Below are 18,942 nucleotides of genomic sequence, written 5' to 3'. Positions count from 1 at the left end.
GAGTGAAGTCGGACGAAGCCGCGCGGAAGTCAAGAGCGGATGGGGGATGCGGTGCCGCAAGCAACTTTCAGGTAAGGCGAACTGTGACGCTGCCTACACCAAGAAGATGAGGAGACGCTAAAGTTAACAATATGCTAATATACTGATCGTTTGTTTGGGGGTCGACCATGTCTCGCTTCTGTGGTGCTGTCGTTGCGAGCCTGTTTGTTGCGTTGTTTGGGCCAATGCAGGCGTTTTCAGCCGAGCCGGTGGGGCAGGCGACATTGATTCGGACGGAGGTGACGGGCGAAACCGGTCCACTCGTCGTTCGATCGCCAGTTCACCGCGATGAGCGCATTCGAACCTCCACATCCGGCCTCGGGCAGTTCATCTTCAAGGACGGCACGAAGCTTGCCGTTGGCGCCGGTTCAACGGTGGTGATCGACAAGTTCGTCTATGACGATTCCGCGTCCGTGAAGCGGCTTTCAATCAAGGCGGCGAAGGGGACGTTCCGCTGGATCAGCGGCAATTCGGCCTCCTCGGCCTATTCGATCGTGACGCCGGCCGGGACCATCGGCGTACGCGGCACGGCCTTCGATTTCTACGTCGGACCAAATGGCACGACCGCCATCGTCTTGTTGAACGGCGCGGCAAGCTTCTGCGGGCCTGGCGGCTGCAGGCAACTGCGTCAGCAGTGCGATTGCGTGATTGCAACACGTGGCGGCAGGATGACCGATCCCAGCAAGGTTGACCGCCGTACGCTCCAGACACTCAGCAATCCACGGGCATTGCCGTTCCTTTCCGGAGATCAGCAGCTTTCCGGGGCACTTGGCGGCATTCGCACCAGTTGTGGGCTGGCATCGTTGCGCCAGGACCGCCAGGATCGGCCGCAGCCACAGCAACAGCAGGAGCGACCGGCACCGCAGGCGCCACAACAAGCGCCGCAGGCTCCACAGCAGACACCGCAACAGGCGCCGGACACACCGGATCCGCCGGATAAACCGGACAAGCCTGAGCATCATCACCACGATCGGGACCACCACGATCGAGACCACCATGACCGTGATCACCGAGGGCATGACGGGGATGATGACGACGACCACGATCGCGACGGTGGTTATGGTCGCGAAGGCCGCAGCGGCAATTACTAAGGCTCAAGATGCAACTTGGTTTCGCGCGGCAAGCCCACCCGAGTGCTATCGTCGTCGGTAGCTGGGCTGTCGCGGAAGTGGTCGGCGCGGCGCCCGAGGCGGCTGTAAAATTGAGGCAATGCTGCTGTCAGTTCCACTGCCTTGAGCTTGGCGATGTTGAGCATCTTCCGGCTATCCGGCGAATGGGCGCGGAGTGCCGCGACAAGCTCCGAATGAATGCGCTGCATGTCAGCAAAGGCGCCGGAGCTCCGAACGTGTTCACCGCCGACAACAGCGTAGAGGCGCGCCCTGCTGCTTTTGCCCTTCAGCCCAAGCAGGCCGGCGTCGAGGAGCGCGAAATGTGATAGCTCGCCGGCCGTGGTCTCCGAGACGAGGATGTCGAAGCCAACTTCCTTGCAGGCGGATTCGATACGCGCGGCAACGTTCACCGCATCGCCGACGGCCGAATAGTTGAAGCGCGTCTCGGCCCCCATGTTGCCGACGCAGGCAAGGCCTGTATGAATGCCGATGCCAATGCCGACCTGATACTGCCGACCGAAGCCGAAGGCATCCGATGCGTTGAGTGAAGCGAGCGTTTCACGCATGGCAAGAGCGGCGCGGACTGCCTTCGCAGGGTGGTCCTGCACATCCACCGGGGCGTTCCAGAAGGCCATGATCGAGTCGCCGATAAATTTGTCGAGCGTGCCCTCGTTGGCGGTCACGTGGCGGCTCAGCGCATCGAGCAACGTGTTCAGGAAGCGGACGACTTCGGCCGGCTGCAGCCGCTCGCTGAGTTCGGTGAAACCGCGAACGTCAACGAACATCACCGTCAGTTCGCGGTCGTCGCCTCCAAGGCGCATCGCATTGCGGGTGTGCTCAATCCGATAGAGCAGCGAGGGCGAGAGATACTGCCCGAAGGCGCGGCGGACTTCGCGCCGTTCGCGGTCGATGACGAGGATACGAAAGGAGGTGGCGGAGAAATGGATGATCGAGCCGGCAATGATTGGTGCGAGCGGATCGAAGAGCAGGCCCCAGGAGGAAAAGGCAAACCATGAAGCAGCGAGTGCCAGCGCCGTGATGCAAAGGCCGCAGGCGAGTGCTACGGCCGGGCTGACGAAGGTCGTTAGCGCAACCAGGATCGTGCCCAATACCGCAATCGCGAGGATTTCCATGCCATCTGCCCAATCGGGCCGGGAGAGAAAGTGTCCGGTCAGGATTTGCTCGACGGTCTGGGCGTGCATGGAAACACCGGGGACGTTCTGGCCGAGCGCAGTCGTGCGGATGTCCTGCAGACCGGCAGAGGATGTCCCGACAAAGACGATGCTTCCGTCGATGGCGGCGGCGATTTGCGGATCGACGCCCTGCGGGGCAAGGATCTTGCCGGCGGAGATATAGCGTTCGGCGACATCAGGACTGGTATATAGCCACAGTTCACCGCTCGCCGTGACCGGTACGATGAACTCGCCGATCTTGACTGATGTCAGCGTGTCTGGAGCTTCGGGAGCGGCGGCAAGAACGTAGGTTGAAGCGCCTTGAGCGACGCGCAGAGCCTCGATCGCGAGATTTGGATAAAGTTGCTCACCGTCAGTCAAAAAGAGCGGCACCTTGCGTACGACAGCAGAGGGATTGCCGGGGTTGAGGCTGATATGGCCGAGGCCCGTGGCATTGATCTGCAGTTGCGGGCGCACCGGTGTCGCCGCATCGAGCCGCGGAGGGGCATTGACCGGGCTTTGGCCGGTGAAGGCAAAACCTGCCTTCACCGGCGGTCGGAAGTTACCCTCGGTCGTCAGGCCGAAACCGAGCACCACGGGGCGCCCGGCGATCGCCTCCGCGAAAAGTTCATCATTGTCAGGCAGCCGGCTCAGTAGCGTAGGGTCAACGCCCGCGACGTCGCGCATAACCGAGCGCGGCGAGAGGCGGTCAGGTTCGGCGAACAGGACGTCGAAAGCGATCGCCGCGGCTCCCATGTCGGATAGCCGTTCGACGAGCAGCGCAAGCCGGTCGCGCGGCCAGGGCCATTGGCCGAATTCCTTGAGCGATGCCTCGTCGATATCGATAATGCGCACGGGCGTCGGCTCGAAAGCGCGTGGTGAAATGCGCTGGTATTCGTCAAAGGTGATGTCGCGCAGCTGCCGCAGGAGCGGTGGGTCGCTCGCTCGCAGCACCGTAAAGGCTGCGACGATCGCGAGGCCAATGATAACGCCGATTTGCTGCGCACGCGTCATTTGCAGTCGGAGCCCTTGCGTCGGAGGCGATGGACGCAGGTCGGTGCATGTCCGGCGTCTTCTCAGCGCAGTCAGGCTGCCTGTTTCCGTGGCGTGATGCAACTGCGCCTTTCGGGCGGCTGGAGTTCCGGTATCGCGATAGCCTGCACGGAGCCCTAGCTGAACGCTTACGAGCCGCCGTCAGGTCACGAATAGCGATTTGAACTGCGGTGGCTGGCAGCGGAGATATTGGTTGGCGGCCTTCACCTGGCCACCGAGTTCAGCTGCAGCATGCCACGGCCAACGGGGATCGTAGAGGACCGCGCGGGCGAGAGCGACAAGATCGGCGTCGCCGGTGGCGACAATGGCTTCGGCTTGCATCGGTTCGGTGATCAGGCCCACAGCGACCACTGGGATATCGATGGCAGATTTGATCGCGCGCGCGAGCGGTACCTGGTAGTTGGGGCCAATGGGGATCTGCTGGGCCGGATGAAGCCCGCCGCTGGATACGTGAATTGCGTCACATCCCCTTGATTTAAGATTCTGCGCAAAGGCTATGACTTGATCGATGTCCAGGCCGCCCTCGATCCAGTCCGTTGCCGACACCCGCATCGTCAGAGCTCTGTCGGACGGCAAGGCCGCCCTGACGGCCTCGAATACCTCTAGAGGAAATCGCATGCGGTTTTCGAGCGAGCCGCCATATTCGTCGGAGCGCCGATTGGACAACGGGGACAGGAACTGATGCAGCAGATAGCCGTGTGCGCCGTGAATCTGAACAGCATCGATGCCGATCCTCGCAGCGCGAACCGCGGCGGCGGCAAACGCGTCCCGTACGCGTTTCAGGCCCTCCCGATCCAACGCCGTCGGCGGCACAGAGTTGGGATCGAAAGCAATCGCGGACGGAGCCTCGGTCTGCCAGCCATTCGAATGATCGGGAGGAAACTGCGAGCCGCCGCGCCAAGGAACCTCTGTGGACGCCTTGCGACCAGCATGGGCAAGCTGCACGGCAATTGGCATATCGGACCAGCGGCGGATGGCTTCGAGAGTGCGGGCCATTGCCGCTTCGGTGCTATCGTCGTAGAGCCCGACGTCCGCAAACGTGATCCGCCCCTCGGGAACGACCGCCGTGGCCTCGATCGTCAGCAACGCGGCGCCTGACAAAGCCAGTTGACCGAGATGGATCGTATGCCAATCGGTCATGCAGCCATTCTTGGCAGAATACTGGCACATCGGCGCAATGACGATCCGATTTGCCAGCTCAACATTGCGGACGCGAAACGGCGTGAACAGAACGGGCTGCGACAAGCTTGATCCCCTCTAAAACATGGACGCCAGGACCGGCTGCTTCTGTTGTCCGTATGTTAATGAACGGTGCCAGAACGAAGGCCCATCGTCAGCCTGAATTCAATCTCTGCGACGATTTGAACGGCCTCCTCGACAATTTCATCGGCGACCGGAGCCGATGCTTCGGCCATTTCGTCAAGACTGTCCCGCAAGAGCGCCTGCACCCTTGTCATCGCAACGCAGAGCTTTGTGTTCTCGTTTGCATTGGCAAGAGGCTTCAGGGTTGCCATCAGTCCTTCAAGGTGCACCAAGCTTCGTCGGCGCTCAGCGTGGTTCATTTCGTCCAAAGGCAAATCGCTCCCCATACTGTCCTGTGTGTCAAAGGTAGAGCAGATGGGCAGAAATAGCGCCGTGCGTGTCCACTTCAAGGATGGCTTCTGCCTTCCACGCCGGCTGCCGGCAATCTCCTTTCCACACCTTGCCACCCCCCTACAAACTCGCTAAGAGACGCGGCAACTTGGGCCCTTGGGGCGCAGGGCCTTAGAAGGGTTCCAGAAACTCCCAATTCCTGGCTCTTCAGCCATGCGGTTCCATGCAGGGTTCGTGATGCCGGGTCTGGCTTTGGTCTCTCTCGGCACTAGGTCGTGGTAGAGGCATATGGCACGCATCGTAATGAAATTCGGCGGGACCTCCGTCGCTGATCTGGACCGCATCAAGAACGTTGCCCGCCATGTGAAACGTGAAGTCGATGCCGGCCATGAAGTAGCGGTCGTCGTCTCGGCCATGTCCGGCAAGACCAACGAGCTGGTCGGCTGGGTGCAGGGCACGCCGAAGGTTGTCGGCGCCAATTCGCCGTTCTACGATGCCCGCGAATATGACGCCGTTGTTGCATCCGGCGAGCAGGTGACCTCCGGGTTGCTCGCGATCGCGCTGCAGGCGATGGATATCAATGCTCGCTCCTGGCAGGGATGGCAGATCCCGATCCGGACGGACAACGCGCATGGTGCCGCACGCATTCTCGATATTGATGGCTCCGACATCATCAAGCGTATGGGCGAGGGCCAGGTTGCCGTCATCGCCGGTTTCCAGGGTCTCGGTCCCGACAATCGCATTGCGACGCTCGGCCGCGGCGGCTCGGATACCTCGGCGGTTGCGATCGCGGCTGCGGTTAAGGCCGATCGCTGCGACATCTACACCGACGTCGACGGCGTCTACACGACGGACCCGCGCATCGTGCCACAGGCACGCCGCCTGAAGAAGATCGCCTTCGAGGAAATGCTCGAAATGGCCTCGCTCGGCGCGAAGGTTCTGCAGGTTCGTTCCGTCGAGCTTGCCATGGTGCACAAGGTCCGTACCTTCGTGCGCTCCTCTTTCGAAGATCCCGATGCTCCGGGCATGGGTGACTTCTTGAATCCGCCCGGAACGCTGATTTGTGACGAGGATGAAATCGTGGAACAGGAAGTAGTCACCGGCATCGCCTATGCCAAGGATGAGGCTCAGATCTCGCTTCGCCGTCTTGCCGACCGGCCGGGCGTTTCCGCCGCGATCTTCGGACCGCTGGCCGAAAGCCACATCAACGTCGACATGATCGTCCAGAACATCTCCGAAGATGGCTCGAAGACCGACATGACCTTCACGGTCCCGTCGGGCGACGTCGATAAGGCGATCAAGGTTCTCGGTGAGAACAAGGAAAAGATCGGCTACGACGTCGTTCAGAACGAATCAGGCCTTGTGAAGGTGTCCGTCATCGGCATCGGCATGCGCAGCCATGCGGGCGTTGCCGCCACCGCATTCAAGGCGCTGGCCGACAAGGGCATCAATATCAAGGCGATCACGACGTCCGAGATCAAAATTTCGATCCTGATCGACGGTCCGTATGCAGAACTCGCTGTCAGGACTTTGCATTCCTGCTACGGTCTGGATAAGAACTGATTCTGAACAGGCTGCCGCGCGTTCAAGTTGAAAAGTCACGCGGCCAATGGCTGTCAGACTTTGATGTTTGTTTTGGAGCTTGAGACGCAATGAGAGACCTTTCGGGCGGTCCGCGCGTGCTGCTCAAGCGGCTACGCGAGTTGATGGCGGAGCCGCTGGAGCCGCAGGAGCGCCTCGACCGGATCGTTCGCCAGATCGCAGGCAACATGGTGGCGGAGGTCTGCTCCGTCTACGTGCTGCGTGCCGACGGCGTGCTCGAACTCTATGCAACCGAAGGTCTGAACAAGGAAGCGGTCCACCTGTCCCAACTCAAAATGGGACAGGGCCTAGTCGGTACGATCGCGGCATCGGCGCAGCCGCTCAATCTATCCGACGCGCAATCGCATCCAGCCTTCCGCTACCTGCCGGAAACCGGCGAAGAGATCTATCATTCCTTCCTCGGCGTGCCGATCCTCCGCACGGGTCGTTCGCTCGGCGTTCTGGTCGTGCAGAACAAGGCAAGCCGCACCTACCGCGAAGAAGAGCTCGAGGCGCTCGAGACGACGGCGATGGTGCTGGCCGAGATGATCGCCACCGGCGAGCTCAAGAAAATCACCAAGCCCGGTCTCGAACTAGACCTGACGCGTTCGGTGACCATCGATGGTGACACCTATAATGAAGGTATCGGCCTCGGTTATGTCGTCCTGCACGAGCCGCGTATCGTCGTCACCAACTTGCTGAACGAGGATTCCGAGAAGGAAATCCGCCGCTTGGGTGAGGCGCTCGGGTCGCTTCGCATCTCGATCGACGACCTTCTGTCGCAGCGTGACGTGTCGATGGAGGGCGAGCACCGCGAGGTTCTCGAAACCTATCGTATGTTTGCCCACGACCAGGGTTGGGTGCGTAAGCTCGAGGAGGCGATCCGCAACGGCCTGACGGCGGAAGCCGCGGTCGAGAAGGTGCAGAGCGACACCAAGGCGCGCATGATCCGCATGACCGATCCCTATCTGCGGGAACGGATGCACGATTTCGAAGATCTCGCGAACCGGCTGCTGCGGCAGCTGACGGGCTATACCGGCCGCACCGCGGGGGATGGTTTCCCGAGCGACGCTATCATTCTGGCGCGTGCCATGGGCGCCGCCGAATTGCTCGATTATCCGCGTGCCAATGTGCGTGGCCTCGTGCTGGAAGAAGGCGCGGTGACGAGCCATGTGGTGATCGTCGCGCGCGCCATGGGCATTCCCGTGATCGGCCAGGCTGCCGGTGTGGTGGCGCTCGCCGAAAACGGTGATGCCGTCATCATCGATGGCGATGGCGGGCATGTGCATCTTCGCCCTATGCCGGAGCATCAGCGCTCCTACGAGGAAAAAGTGCGGTTCCGCGCCCGCCGGCAGGAACAGTTCCGGGCGCTGCGCTCCGTCGAGCCGCGCACCAAGGACGGGCAACGCGTATCGTTGATGATGAATGCCGGACTGTTGGTTGATTTGCCGCAGCTTTCGGACTCCGGCGCCGAAGGGATCGGTCTGTTCCGCACCGAACTGCAGTTCATGATTGCTTCCACCATGCCGAAGGCGGAAGAGCAGGAGTTGTTTTATCGCAACGTGCTGAAGCAGGCAGCCGGGCGGGTCGTGACCTTCCGCACGCTTGATATCGGCGGCGACAAGGTCGTTCCCTATTTCCGTGGCCACGAAGAAGAAAATCCGGCGCTCGGCTGGCGGGCGATCCGCCTGTCGCTCGATCGTCCAGGTCTGTTGCGCACGCAGTTGCGCGCCATGCTGAAGGCGGCTGCCGGCATCGAGCTGAAGCTGATGGTGCCGATGGTGACCGAAGTTTCCGAGATCGCTGCGGTGCGTGAGCTCCTACAGAAGGAAGTTCAACACCTTTCCCGCTTCGGCCACGGCCTGCCGCGCAAGCTGCAATTCGGCGCGATGCTGGAGGTGCCGGCGCTGCTCTGGCAGCTCGACGAGCTGATGGCGGCGGTCGATTTCGTTTCGGTCGGCTCGAACGACCTCTTCCAGTTCTCGATGGCGGTCGATCGCGGCAATGCGCGCGTTTCCGACCGTTTCGATCCGCTTGGCAAACCGTTCCTCAGGATCCTGCGCGACATCGTGCGTGCGGGCGAGCGCAACAATACGCCGGTGACGCTGTGCGGCGAACTGGCCGGCAGGCCGATCTCGGCAATGGCACTGCTCGGCATCGGCTTCCGTTCGGTATCGATGTCGCCGGCGTCTATTGGTCCGGTCAAGGCGATGTTGCTCGGCCTAGACGCCGAGGCGCTGGCAAAGGTGATGAACGAGGCGCTTGACGATACCAAGTCGGCGACCCCGATGCGCGACGTGCTTGCCCACTTCGCCGACGCTCACAATATTCCTCTTTAGTTGAAGACAAGCAGAATCGGAGTGAAGGGTGGCGAAGCTTCCCGTTGAAAAGATGCGCGAGCTGGAACGCCGTTTTGGCGAGATCGAAGCGCGCATGTCGGCTGGCCCTTCGGCCGATGTCTACGTCAAGCTTGCCTCCGAATATTCCGAGCTGCAGCCCGTCGTCACGAAGATCCGCGCCTACGAGAAGGCGTTAGCTGAGCTTGCTGACCTCGAAACCTTGCTGAACGACAGGTCGGTGGACCGCGAAATGCGCGATCTGGCCGAGCTGGAACTCCCTGACGTGAAGGAGCGGCTGGAGGCGCTGGAGCAGGAAATCCAGATCCTGTTACTGCCGAAGGACGCGGCCGACGAGAAGAGCGCGATTTTGGAAATCCGTGCCGGCACGGGCGGTTCCGAGGCTGCACTCTTCGCCGGCGACCTGTTCCGGATGTATGAGCGCTATGCAGCCGCTCACGGCTGGAAGGTGGAAGTGCTGTCATCGAGCGACGGCGAAGCGGGCGGCTTCAAGGAAATTATCGCGACGATCACCGGCAAGGGCGTGTTCGCCAAGCTGAAGTTCGAATCCGGTGTTCACCGCGTCCAGCGTGTCCCCGAAACGGAAGCCGGCGGCCGCATCCATACCTCGGCCGCCACCGTCGCGGTTCTGCCGGAGGCGGAGGAAATCGACATCGAGATCCGGCCGGAAGACATCCGCATCGATACGATGCGCTCCTCTGGTGCCGGCGGCCAGCACGTTAACACCACTGACTCTGCCGTTCGCATTACCCACCTGCCGACCGGCATCGTCGTCACCAGCTCTGAGAAGTCGCAGCACCAGAACCGCGCCAAGGCGATGCAGGTTCTGCGCTCACGCCTCTATGACGCCGAGCGCCAGCGCGCCGAAAGCGAGCGTTCCGCCGACCGCAAGAGCCAGGTTGGTTCCGGTGACCGCTCGGAGCGCATCCGCACCTACAACTTCCCGCAGGGGCGGGTGACGGACCACCGCATCAATCTGACGCTCTACAAGCTCGATCGGATGATGGTCGGCGAAATCGACGAGGTGGTCGATGCGCTAATGGCCGATTATCAGGCGAGCCAGCTAGCGCAACTCGGCGAGCAGCAATGAGCATGAGTGGGAAACAGGCCGAGCCTACGGTTTCCCAATTGCTGGCTGATGCTCGCCGTCGCTTCACCGAAGCTGGCATCGACAGTGCTCCGGCTGATGCTCGTGTGCTCGTCGCAGGGCTGCTTGGACTTTCGACGACCGCCATCGTGACGCGTGGCGGCGAAACCGTCAGCAAAGAGCAGATGGCAATGATCGAGCAAGCGATCGAACGCCGGCTGGCGCATGAGCCGGTTCACCGCATCCTCGGCGAACGGGAATTCTATGGCCTGCCGCTGTCGCTCTCCGCGGAAACCCTTGAGCCACGGCCCGATACGGAAATTCTCGTCGATACGATGCTTCCTTATCTGCGTGATCTTGCAAATACCGAGGGCCATATCCATATCCTTGATCTGGGAACCGGAACCGGGGCGATATGCCTGGCGCTATTGAGCGAATGTCCGGAAGCGTCAGGTGTCGGCAGCGATATATCGGTCGATGCGTTGAGGACAGCACAATCAAACGCGGACAGAAACGGATTGCGGGATCGCTTTGAAGCCATTCAGTCCAGCTGGTTTGAAAACATCCACGGCGCGTTTCATGCGATTGTCTCAAATCCGCCCTATATCGCTTCTAAGGTTGTTCACACTCTCGCTCCCGAAGTGACGAAATTTGATCCCCATGCCGCACTGGATGGCGGCCAGGATGGACTTGACGCCTACAGAACCATCGCCAAGGATGCGGCAAGGTTCATGCAGCCGAACGGCGTTGTGGGACTTGAGATCGGCTACGACCAGCGAAACGACGTGACAGACGTTTTCGAGGCTGAGGGCTTCAAGCTTCTGGAATCCGTAAAGGATTACGGCCAGAATGACCGGGCGCTCGTGTTCGCGCTCAAGTGATGCATGACAACTTAAAGCATCGAACAGGACATTGGTGCCATTACGAAGAAAAGGCTTGGATTTCCACGGGAAGCAATATAGGTTGACCCCACGCGTTGGAGAGATAGGACAGAACGGTGAGTCGTTCGATACTAGCTCGGCCTCGGGGGTCCGCTCTTTTAAACGAGAGCTTCAAAGGTTGAACACGACCCAATGCGTGAATCAGTCAAACTGACTTGAGAACAAGCGGCAGGTTGGCGCGAAGGCGCAGTATGCTTGCGGCACGAGGGCCCTGAGCCGGTGAACCGGCCACGGCGGTTGGTGCCATAACTCCACAACAAACAGAGAATTCAGGTGAACGATCTATGAGGCCAGGACAGCAGAACAAGCGCGGTCGCGGGCGTGGCAACAACGGCGGCGGCGGTGGTGGAAATAACAATAACAACAACTTCAACCGCAAGGGCGGCAATCCGCTGACGCGGACCTACGACAGCTCCGGCCCAGACGTTAAGATCCGTGGTACCGCGCAGCATATCGCTGAAAAGTATGCGCAGCTCGCTCGCGACGCGCAGAGCTCTGGTGACCGTGTCATCGCCGAAAACTACCTGCAGCATGCCGAACACTACAACCGCATCATTGCTGCCGCACAGACGCAAATGCAGGAACGCTTCCAGCGCGACGACCGCAATGAATTCAGTGAAGGCGTCGAGCGCGAGGGCGATGATGTCGAAGGCATCGACAACGACGATGTCGTCATCGTCCAGCCGCCGCGTCAGCAGCATGAGCATCAGCAGCGCCGTGCGGTCGAGCAGTCGCAGCGTCGCCACGATGAGCAGCCACGTCGCAATGACGAGCAACCGCGCCAGCCGCGGCGTCAGGAACAGCAGCCTGCTCCGGTTGAAGCCGTAGTTGCAGCTCCGCAGCCCGAAGTCATCGATGGCAGCGGTCCGCAGCCGGAGATCGAAGGTATCCCGGCAGAGGTTTCGATGGACGAGGAAAGTGCCGCGGGCCAGCCACGCGAACGCCAGCCGCGTCGCCGCACTGCCGGCAGCCGTCCGCGTCGTCCGCGCCGCGCTGCAGAAGGCGAGGCTTCGACCGAGGGTGCAGAGCCCAGCGATGCTCCTGCTTTGGCGGATGCCGCTTCGGAATAACCGGATCTCGCGATCCGATTTGGTGGATAGAAGGTCGCTCCTCGGAGCGACCTTTTTGTGTGGCCATGCCCCAGTTGATCGCGGCTAATGACAACCGGCGCGGGCCATCTTCCTCGATCACCACCGCGCAAAGCTCAGCGTAAACGCCGCGGCCGTTACCGTAACGTACTTGGATTTTTCAACGCCTTCGACGCTACTCCGCTTATGACAAAAGGAGATGTCGTCATGAAAGCCAAGGTGGGCGCCTCACTGTTCGTTGCATTTCTCATGGGTTCCACGGTGTGGGCGCAAGACGCCGCCCAAACAGGCTACAGCTTCGACAAAGGCTTTCCGACAGCAGCGACCACCGAAAAAGCGCGTGAGGACGTGCTGTTTCAACGCGCTGTGACGGCTTACCGCTTCTGGTATCCGACCGTATCCGTTGAAGGCATCTTCAACGGAAATCGAGTGGCTGGGATCAAGGACAATGGGGGCCTTGGCGCTGCGGCAGCGGGGGCCGCGCCAGGTGGGATTGACACTCAACTCCGACACGCCTTACGGATCGGCAACCCTTGACCTGAAGGACGGCCCGATGGTCGTCGAGCTGCCGCCAGGCGCTTACATCGGCTTGATCAACGACCATAATCAGAGCTGGGTTCTCGATATGGGCATCACTGGCCCAGATGGCAGCAAGGGAGGAAAGCCGGATTACAAGGGCAAGATGCCGAAGGGCTATTATGTCGGGAAGTCGGCCACCTACAAGGTCCTGCTTGCCGTGCGCGCTGCCGGTTGGCGGCGACTAGGATAAGGCACTGAAGGCGCTACATACCATCAAGGTCTATCCGCTGAGCGCGGCCAGGAAGCCGACACCCATGCCGATCATCGATACGACCGACAGGACAATGGACAGCACATCTCTCAAATGGGAGGACAATATCCAGTTCTGGGAGGTGTTGAACCGGATCATTGATGAGGAGCCGTTGGTCGAGAAGTTCACGCCTATGTACGGACTGCTTGCGACGCTCGGCATCGAAAAGGGTAAGCCGTTTGCTCCAGACGATCGTGCGAAGGCTATCCTTGAAAAGGCCGCGAAGGTCGGTCGAGATCAGCTTATCGTATCGGCCTTCGATGGCGACCGGCCCGATCGCTTCGCATGGCCGGACCGCAAGTGGGAGTGGGTCGGTCTTGTTCCCAACGAAGCGCAGTTCGAGACGCCGATGGGCGTTGATCTGCAGGCACGCGATCGCTGGTTCGCACAGGCAATTGTAGTCGCCCGCCATGTTCCGACGGTCTGCCGGTGCCGGATCGCTGTATTGGCTCGGCGCGCGAGACGGTAGCGGTGCGTTTCTGGACGGCGGCAAGTCATACAAGCTGACTATCCCGCAGCCCGTTCCGGGCAAGCTGTTCTGGTCTGTAACGCTTTACGACGCACAGACGCGTTCGGAGGTCCAGACCGATCAGAACAAGGCGGCCTTGCGCTCGCTCTTCGAGCTGAAGGACATCGATACATCCAGGCCGGTCGATCTCTGTTTTGGCCCTACACCGCCTAAAGATGGCGAGGGTCGCTGGATCAAGACCCAGCCTGGACGCGGCTGGTTCAGCTACATTCGCATTTACGGACCGATGCAGCCCGCCTTCGACGGTTCTTGGAAGCCCAATGACATTGAAGAAATCAAGTGAGCCAGTGACTGTCCGCTGGCAAAAGCCATCTTGCGGAGACGGGATAAAAAATATGAACCCCAGGTCGCAAGGCCCGGGGTTTTTCGCTTCCTGCCCCCCTTTAAACTTTTCAAATCCTCCACCATATCCAGCGCAAGTTCCTCAGCCACAAATCCCAAACGTGGTGGAACAAAGGGCTTGCCGTTTTGAGGGAGCTCAATCTCAGTCATCGGCCTGTGCCTTATAAGGGCAGGGCGATCCATGGAGGTACAGCATGAATATCGAAAAATACTCCGAGCGGGTGCGCGGTTTTATTCAGTCCGCCCAGACCTATGCGCTTGCGCAGGGGCACCAGCAGTTCACGCCCGAACATGTTCTGAAAGTGCTGCTTGATGACGACCAGGGCATGGCCGCTTCGCTGATCGAGCGCGCCGGCGGTGATCCCAAGGCTGCGCGCCTTGCCAACGATGCGGCACTTGCGAAGTTGCCGAAGGTTTCCGGCGGCAACGGGCAGATCTATCTTGCGCAGCCGCTTGCCAAGGTTCTTTCGACTGCCGAAGAGGCAGCCAAGAAGGCTGGCGACAGCTTTGTCACCGTCGAGCGCCTCCTACAGGCATTGGCGATCGAGTCTTCGGCTTCGACGTCGATGACGCTCAAGAACGCTGGCGTCACCGCGCTTGCGCTCAATCAGGTCATTAACGAAATCCGCAAGGGCCGCACCGCCGACAGCTCGAATGCTGAACAGGGCTTCGACTCGCTGAAGAAATACGCCCGCGATCTGACTGGCGAGGCTCGCGAGGGCAAGCTGGATCCTGTTATTGGCCGTGACGACGAAATCCGCCGCACGATCCAGGTTCTGTCGCGCCGCACCAAGAACAACCCGGTGCTGATCGGCGAGCCCGGCGTCGGCAAGACCGCGATTGTCGAAGGTCTTGCGTTGCGTATTGTCAACGGCGACGTGCCGGAGTCACTCAAGGACAAGAAGCTGATGGCGCTCGACATGGGCGCGCTGATTGCAGGTGCCAAGTATCGCGGCGAGTTCGAAGAGCGGCTGAAGGCCGTGCTCAACGAAGTGCAGGCCGAAAACGGAGAGATCATCCTCTTCATCGACGAAATGCACACGCTAGTCGGTGCCGGCAAGGCGGATGGGGCGATGGACGCCTCCAATCTGCTCAAGCCTGCGCTTGCCCGCGGCGAGCTGCACTGCGTCGGTGCGACCACGCTCGACGAATACCGCAAGCATGTCGAAAAAGATCCGGCCCTTGCCCGACGCTTCCAGCCTGTCATGGTCGAGGAGCCGACGGTCGAGGACACGATCTCGATCCTGCGCGGTCTCAAGGAAAAATACGAACAGCATCACAAGGTCCGCATCTCGGATTCGGCCCTGGTTGCGGCTGCGACACTGTCCAACCGCTACATCACCGACCGTTTCCTGCCCGACAAGGCCATCGACCTGATGGACGAAGCCGCTGCGCGGCTGCGCATGCAGGTGGATTCCAAGCCTGAGGAGCTCGACGAACTCGATCGGCGCATCATGCAGCTGAAGATCGAGCGCGAAGCTTTGAAGAAGGAAACGGATGTCGCTTCGGCCGACCGGTTGACGCGGCTTGAAACCGAGCTGACCGATCTGGAGGAAGAGGCCAATGCGTTGACGGCCCGCTGGCAGGCGGAAAAGCAGAAGCTCGGCCTGGCCGCAGACCTCAAGAGGCAGTTGGACGAGGCTCGCAACGAACTCGCGATTGCTCAGCGTAAGGGCGAGTTCCAACGCGCCGGCGAGTTGACCTACGGCGTCATTCCGGAGCTGGAAAAGAAACTCAGCGAAGCGGAGCAGCAGGACAGCGATCGCAGCGCCATGGTGCAGGAGGTCGTGACTCCCGACAACATTGCGCATGTCGTCTCCCGCTGGACCGGCATTCCTGTCGACAAGATGCTGGAAGGCGAACGCGACAAGCTGCTGCGGATGGAAGACGAGCTGGCGAAATCGGTGATCGGCCAGGGTGACGCGGTTCAGGCCGTGTCGCGTGCTGTGCGCCGTGCGCGTGCCGGCCTACAGGATCCGAACCGGCCGATCGGCTCGTTCATCTTCCTCGGCCCGACCGGCGTCGGTAAGACGGAGCTAACCAAGGCGCTTGCCCGCTTCCTCTTCGACGACGAGACGGCGATGGTGCGCATGGATATGTCCGAGTACATGGAGAAGCACTCCGTGGCCCGGCTGATCGGTGCTCCTCCCGGCTATGTTGGCTATGATGAAGGTGGCGCGCTGACCGAGGCTGTTCGCCGCCGGCCATATCAGGTCGTGCTGTTCGACGAGATCGAGAAGGCGCATCCTGATGTCTTCAATGTCCTGTTGCAGGTTCTCGATGATGGCCGCCTCACCGATGGTCAGGGCCGGACGGTCGATTTCCGCAACACGATGATCATCATGACGTCGAACCTCGGCGCCGAGTACCTGACCCAGCTCAAGGAAGGGGACGACAGCGAGGCGGTTCGCGAGCAGGTGATGGAGGTTGTGCGCGGTCACTTCCGGCCGGAATTCCTGAATCGCATCGACGAGATCATCCTGTTCCACCGCCTGAAGCGCGAGGAAATGGGCGCGATCGTCGATATCCAGCTGAAGCGTCTGGTAGCGCTGCTTGCCGAGCGCAAGATCACGCTCGAACTCGACGACGATGCTCGGAACTGGCTCGCCAACAAGGGTTACGACCCGGTCTATGGCGCGCGTCCGCTGAAGCGGGTGATCCAGAAGTATGTGCAGGATCCACTCGCCGAACAGATCCTTTCCGGGCAGGTGCCTGATGGCTCCACGGTGAAAATCACCAGCGGTACGGACCGGCTGCTGTTCCGGACACGGAATTCTGCGGTCAACGAAGCGGCCTAAGGCGCGCGACAGTGACAAAGAAAATGGTGGCTCCGGCCGCCATTTTTGTTGGATACTGTTAATTGCTGGCGACCTGCGGCGGCGGCTGATTGCCGAGGAGAGTGTCGATGCGCTGCCGCTCGTCCTCGAACTTTGCCAGCGCTTCGCCCTTCAGCGACTTGCCGCCCGGCAGACGCACGCGCAGCGGGTCGACCTTGGTGCCGTTGACGATCATCTCGTAGTGCAGATGCGGACCGGTGGATTCGCCGGTTGTGCCGACCCAGCCGATCACCTGGCCCTGCCGCACCTTGGCACCGGGAACGACGCCCTTTGCAATGGCGCTCTGGTGATTGTAGGAGGATTCGTAGCCATTGGCATGGCGGACGATGGTCTGGTTGCCGTAGCCGCCGGAGTCCCAGCCTGCCTTCTCGACGGTGCCGTTGCCGACCGCGATGATCGCCGTGCCCCGCGGCGCCGCCCAATCGACACCGGTATGCATGCGGGCAAAGCCCAGGATCGGGTGCCGGCGCATGCCGAAGCCTGACTTGAATATGCCGTTCGGGACGGGATTGCGCAGCAGGAATTGCCGAATGCTTTTGCCGTCCTGATCGAAGTAGTCGATCGAACCGTCTTCCGGATCCTGGAAGCGGTAGAAGCGGGTCTGCGTATCGCCGAAGCGGGCATTGACATAGAGAAGCTCGGAAGCAGTTGTTGCCTGCCCGCTGGCATCGGCAACGGAGAAGAAGGCCTCCAGCGTATCGGTCGGGCGCAGTTCCGCCTGGAAATCGACGCTGCTCGCCAGCAACTTGATGATCAGCGCGGTCATGTCCTTGGTCATGCCGTAGGACAACGCCGCACGATAGATACCATCATAGACGCGCGGCAGATTCTGGTTGGACGGGATGGATGTCGAGCTGTCGTCGAAGGCGGTCGTGACCGCATCGATTTGCGGTGGCTCGTGGCCGGCGACGAACCGATCGTGGTCGTCGAGAGCCACGGTGACAACATGGCGGCTGCCGCGGTAGACGCTGGCGCGAATGATCTTGGCCTGTTCGCCTTTCTGCAGGATACCGATGCGGAGCACATCGCCCTTTTCGAGGTCGTCCGATCCGATGATTGGCGACAGATAGCCGGACAGGCCCTTGGCCTGCGGCTCCGGATAGCCCGAATCCGTCATCGCCTTGATGATCGAGGTCACCTGGCGCACCGGGATGATATCGTCGGCGAACTCTTCCGTCTGCGGGGTGATCGACTCCGGTGCGGAGACCGTCATGTTCTGCTCGAGCACGCGCGCCGTCAGGCCGGCTGTCAGGTCAACGTCGTTGTCATCGGTAGAGAAGCGCCGGGGGTCGACATAGTAGAGTGCCGCTACCTGGGCTGCACCATCGGTGAGGATGGAGCCGTTGGAGCGGACGTTCTCCTCGATCTCGTCTAGCGTCATGCCGGGCGCGACCTGAAGACCATCCTTCGTGGTGGGATAGGCCACCGTTTTCAGGCTGACTTCGGACTCCACGTCGGAACCGTAGATCTGTCCGGTGCGAACGTTCGGCAGTGCATCGGGCTCGTCCGCCGAGAAGATCGTCAGGGGGTTGAAGCTCGGATAGTCCTCGGTCGCGACGTGGTTGGCGGCCAGCGTCATCTTCACACGTGCGAAGGGCTGGCGGCGGACAACCTCCTTGTCGCCCTCGTGGACAACGGTCGAGACCTCCATGATCTTGCGGTCCGACGGCTTGGCGGCAATCGCGGAAGCAATCAGGCGGCTGCCGCGCGTCACGTCGGTATCGGCATGAGCCTCGGCATTGATATTGGCGTAAGCCTCGGCAGGGATCGCCAGCTGCTGGCGACCGTCGAGTGCGGCGAAGAGGGCCACGCCCATCAGCACGCTCGACGTAATGCCGGTGAGGAACGTACCCGAAAGCCAGCGTAATGAAACCTCGCGACGGTCGGGCGCGCGTCTGCCATCAGCGAGAAGCGGCGGCTCGTTGCCGAACGAGCGGATCATCATCTTCTCCGTCATCATAGCAGGTAGATCCGCGTCCTTTCGGTGGGCGTCTTCGGGGCAGCGATGGCTGGCGCCGAAAAGTGCATAGTTTGGCAATAGAAGTCAAATGAGCGCGCATGTGCGTACCCAAATCATTCGCCCTTCGACCATCTGATTGTGAAGATGTGAGGGCGAAGAACCTCGCCATCGCGTTTTCGGCCCCTATTTTCTTGGAAATGATCGGGCTATTGGCGCAATCTCCGGACTGAAATGTTCGCCTCTGGAAATCCGCGTTAAAATTCAATGTGATGCAAGAAATCTCGTTTTTTTTGAAAACCGGTGTTGACTTAGAAAAGGGGCAGGGTCTATAAGCCCGATCACTGACGAGGGCGGCGGCGCTGCTGGCGACGAAGTCCTTCGCTCTAAGGTTTCTTTTAAGATTGGCTGAGATGCTGATTGGTTGC

At 60.8% G+C, this 18,942-nt stretch carries 16 protein-coding genes; 11 read left to right on the top strand and 5 right to left on the bottom strand.

Features of this window, described 5'->3' with window-relative positions:
• Positions 1 to 167: 167 nt before the first annotated feature.
• On the top strand, positions 168 to 1,130 hold the full coding sequence (locus ATY80_RS17780) for a FecR domain-containing protein (RefSeq protein ID WP_088693691.1): 963 nt from the start codon (positions 168 to 170) through the stop codon (positions 1,128 to 1,130).
• Here ATY80_RS17780 and ATY80_RS17775 read toward each other — a convergent pair.
• The 3 genes from ATY80_RS17775 to ATY80_RS17765 all read right to left on the bottom strand — a co-directional run bounded on the left by ATY80_RS17775 (position 1,127) and on the right by ATY80_RS17765 (position 4,887).
• Positions 1,127 to 3,334 carry an adenylate/guanylate cyclase domain-containing protein gene (locus tag ATY80_RS17775; RefSeq protein WP_088693690.1) on the bottom strand — a complete coding sequence of 736 codons (2,208 nt, stop codon included), beginning with the start codon at positions 3,332 to 3,334 and terminating at the stop codon, positions 1,127 to 1,129. The two genes, ATY80_RS17780 and ATY80_RS17775, sit on opposite strands and share 4 nt — an antisense overlap.
• Before the next feature lie 180 nt (positions 3,335 to 3,514).
• Positions 3,515 to 4,618 carry an NADH:flavin oxidoreductase/NADH oxidase gene (locus ATY80_RS17770; RefSeq protein ID WP_088693689.1) on the bottom strand — a complete coding sequence of 368 codons (1,104 nt, stop codon included), beginning with the start codon at positions 4,616 to 4,618 and terminating at the stop codon, positions 3,515 to 3,517.
• 56 nt (positions 4,619 to 4,674) lie between these two features.
• Entirely contained in the window at positions 4,675 to 4,887 is a 213-nt protein-coding gene (locus ATY80_RS17765) for a hypothetical protein (RefSeq protein ID WP_088693688.1), read from the bottom strand.
• A gap of 367 nt (positions 4,888 to 5,254) precedes the next feature.
• Here ATY80_RS17765 and ATY80_RS17760 point away from each other — a divergent pair, with 367 nt between their 5' ends.
• From ATY80_RS17760 to clpB, 10 genes are all read left to right on the top strand, one after another.
• Positions 5,255 to 6,529 carry an aspartate kinase gene (locus ATY80_RS17760; protein ID WP_088693687.1) on the top strand — a complete coding sequence of 425 codons (1,275 nt, stop codon included), beginning with the start codon at positions 5,255 to 5,257 and terminating at the stop codon, positions 6,527 to 6,529.
• Between the two features lie 89 nt (positions 6,530 to 6,618).
• Positions 6,619 to 8,886, top strand: coding sequence for a phosphoenolpyruvate--protein phosphotransferase (ptsP, locus tag ATY80_RS17755; RefSeq protein WP_088693686.1), 2,268 nt, complete (start codon positions 6,619 to 6,621; stop codon positions 8,884 to 8,886).
• Positions 8,887 to 8,914: 28 nt separating this feature from the next.
• The gene (gene prfA, locus ATY80_RS17750; RefSeq protein WP_088693685.1) at positions 8,915 to 9,994 is read left to right on the top strand and encodes a peptide chain release factor 1; all 1,080 of its coding nucleotides are present in this window, start codon (positions 8,915 to 8,917) and stop codon (positions 9,992 to 9,994) included.
• Positions 9,991 to 10,872 carry a peptide chain release factor N(5)-glutamine methyltransferase gene (gene prmC / locus ATY80_RS17745; protein ID WP_088693684.1) on the top strand — a complete coding sequence of 294 codons (882 nt, stop codon included), beginning with the start codon at positions 9,991 to 9,993 and terminating at the stop codon, positions 10,870 to 10,872. Before prfA ends, prmC begins: the two co-directional genes overlap by 4 nt.
• Before the next feature lie 344 nt (positions 10,873 to 11,216).
• Entirely contained in the window at positions 11,217 to 12,002 is a 786-nt protein-coding gene (locus tag ATY80_RS17740; RefSeq protein WP_088693683.1) for a DUF4167 domain-containing protein, read from the top strand.
• 225 nt (positions 12,003 to 12,227) lie between these two features.
• Complete coding sequence (locus ATY80_RS29670; protein ID WP_245306864.1) at positions 12,228 to 12,557, top strand: hypothetical protein; 330 nt, start codon at positions 12,228 to 12,230, stop codon at positions 12,555 to 12,557.
• Positions 12,469 to 12,789 carry a DUF1254 domain-containing protein gene (locus ATY80_RS29665; protein WP_245306863.1) on the top strand — a complete coding sequence of 107 codons (321 nt, stop codon included), beginning with the start codon at positions 12,469 to 12,471 and terminating at the stop codon, positions 12,787 to 12,789. Before ATY80_RS29670 ends, ATY80_RS29665 begins: the two co-directional genes overlap by 89 nt.
• A gap of 64 nt (positions 12,790 to 12,853) precedes the next feature.
• Positions 12,854 to 13,318 (top strand): hypothetical protein, encoded by a 465-nt coding sequence (locus ATY80_RS29660; protein WP_245306862.1) that lies wholly within the window; start codon positions 12,854 to 12,856, stop codon positions 13,316 to 13,318.
• Positions 13,260 to 13,661 carry a DUF1214 domain-containing protein gene (locus tag ATY80_RS29655; RefSeq protein ID WP_245306861.1) on the top strand — a complete coding sequence of 134 codons (402 nt, stop codon included), beginning with the start codon at positions 13,260 to 13,262 and terminating at the stop codon, positions 13,659 to 13,661. Before ATY80_RS29660 ends, ATY80_RS29655 begins: the two co-directional genes overlap by 59 nt.
• Positions 13,662 to 13,914: 253 nt before the next feature.
• Positions 13,915 to 16,518 carry an ATP-dependent chaperone ClpB gene (gene clpB, locus ATY80_RS17730; protein WP_088693682.1) on the top strand — a complete coding sequence of 868 codons (2,604 nt, stop codon included), beginning with the start codon at positions 13,915 to 13,917 and terminating at the stop codon, positions 16,516 to 16,518.
• 58 nt (positions 16,519 to 16,576) lie between these two features.
• On the opposite strand, the gene ATY80_RS17725 is transcribed toward clpB, so the two are convergent.
• Entirely contained in the window at positions 16,577 to 18,517 is a 1,941-nt protein-coding gene (locus ATY80_RS17725; protein WP_088693681.1) for a M23 family metallopeptidase, read from the bottom strand.
• Positions 18,459 to 18,942: hypothetical protein (locus ATY80_RS29230; protein WP_210190816.1), on the bottom strand; the 484-nt coding region annotated here is incomplete at its 5' end. The genes ATY80_RS17725 and ATY80_RS29230, both read right to left, overlap by 59 nt.

This window comes from Rhizobium sp. R711, assembly GCF_002211365.1.
Taxonomy (GTDB): domain Bacteria; phylum Pseudomonadota; class Alphaproteobacteria; order Rhizobiales; family Rhizobiaceae; genus Rhizobium.
The sequence above is the reverse complement of the archived record's forward strand: the minus strand, read 5'-3'. Positions and strand labels throughout refer to the sequence as shown.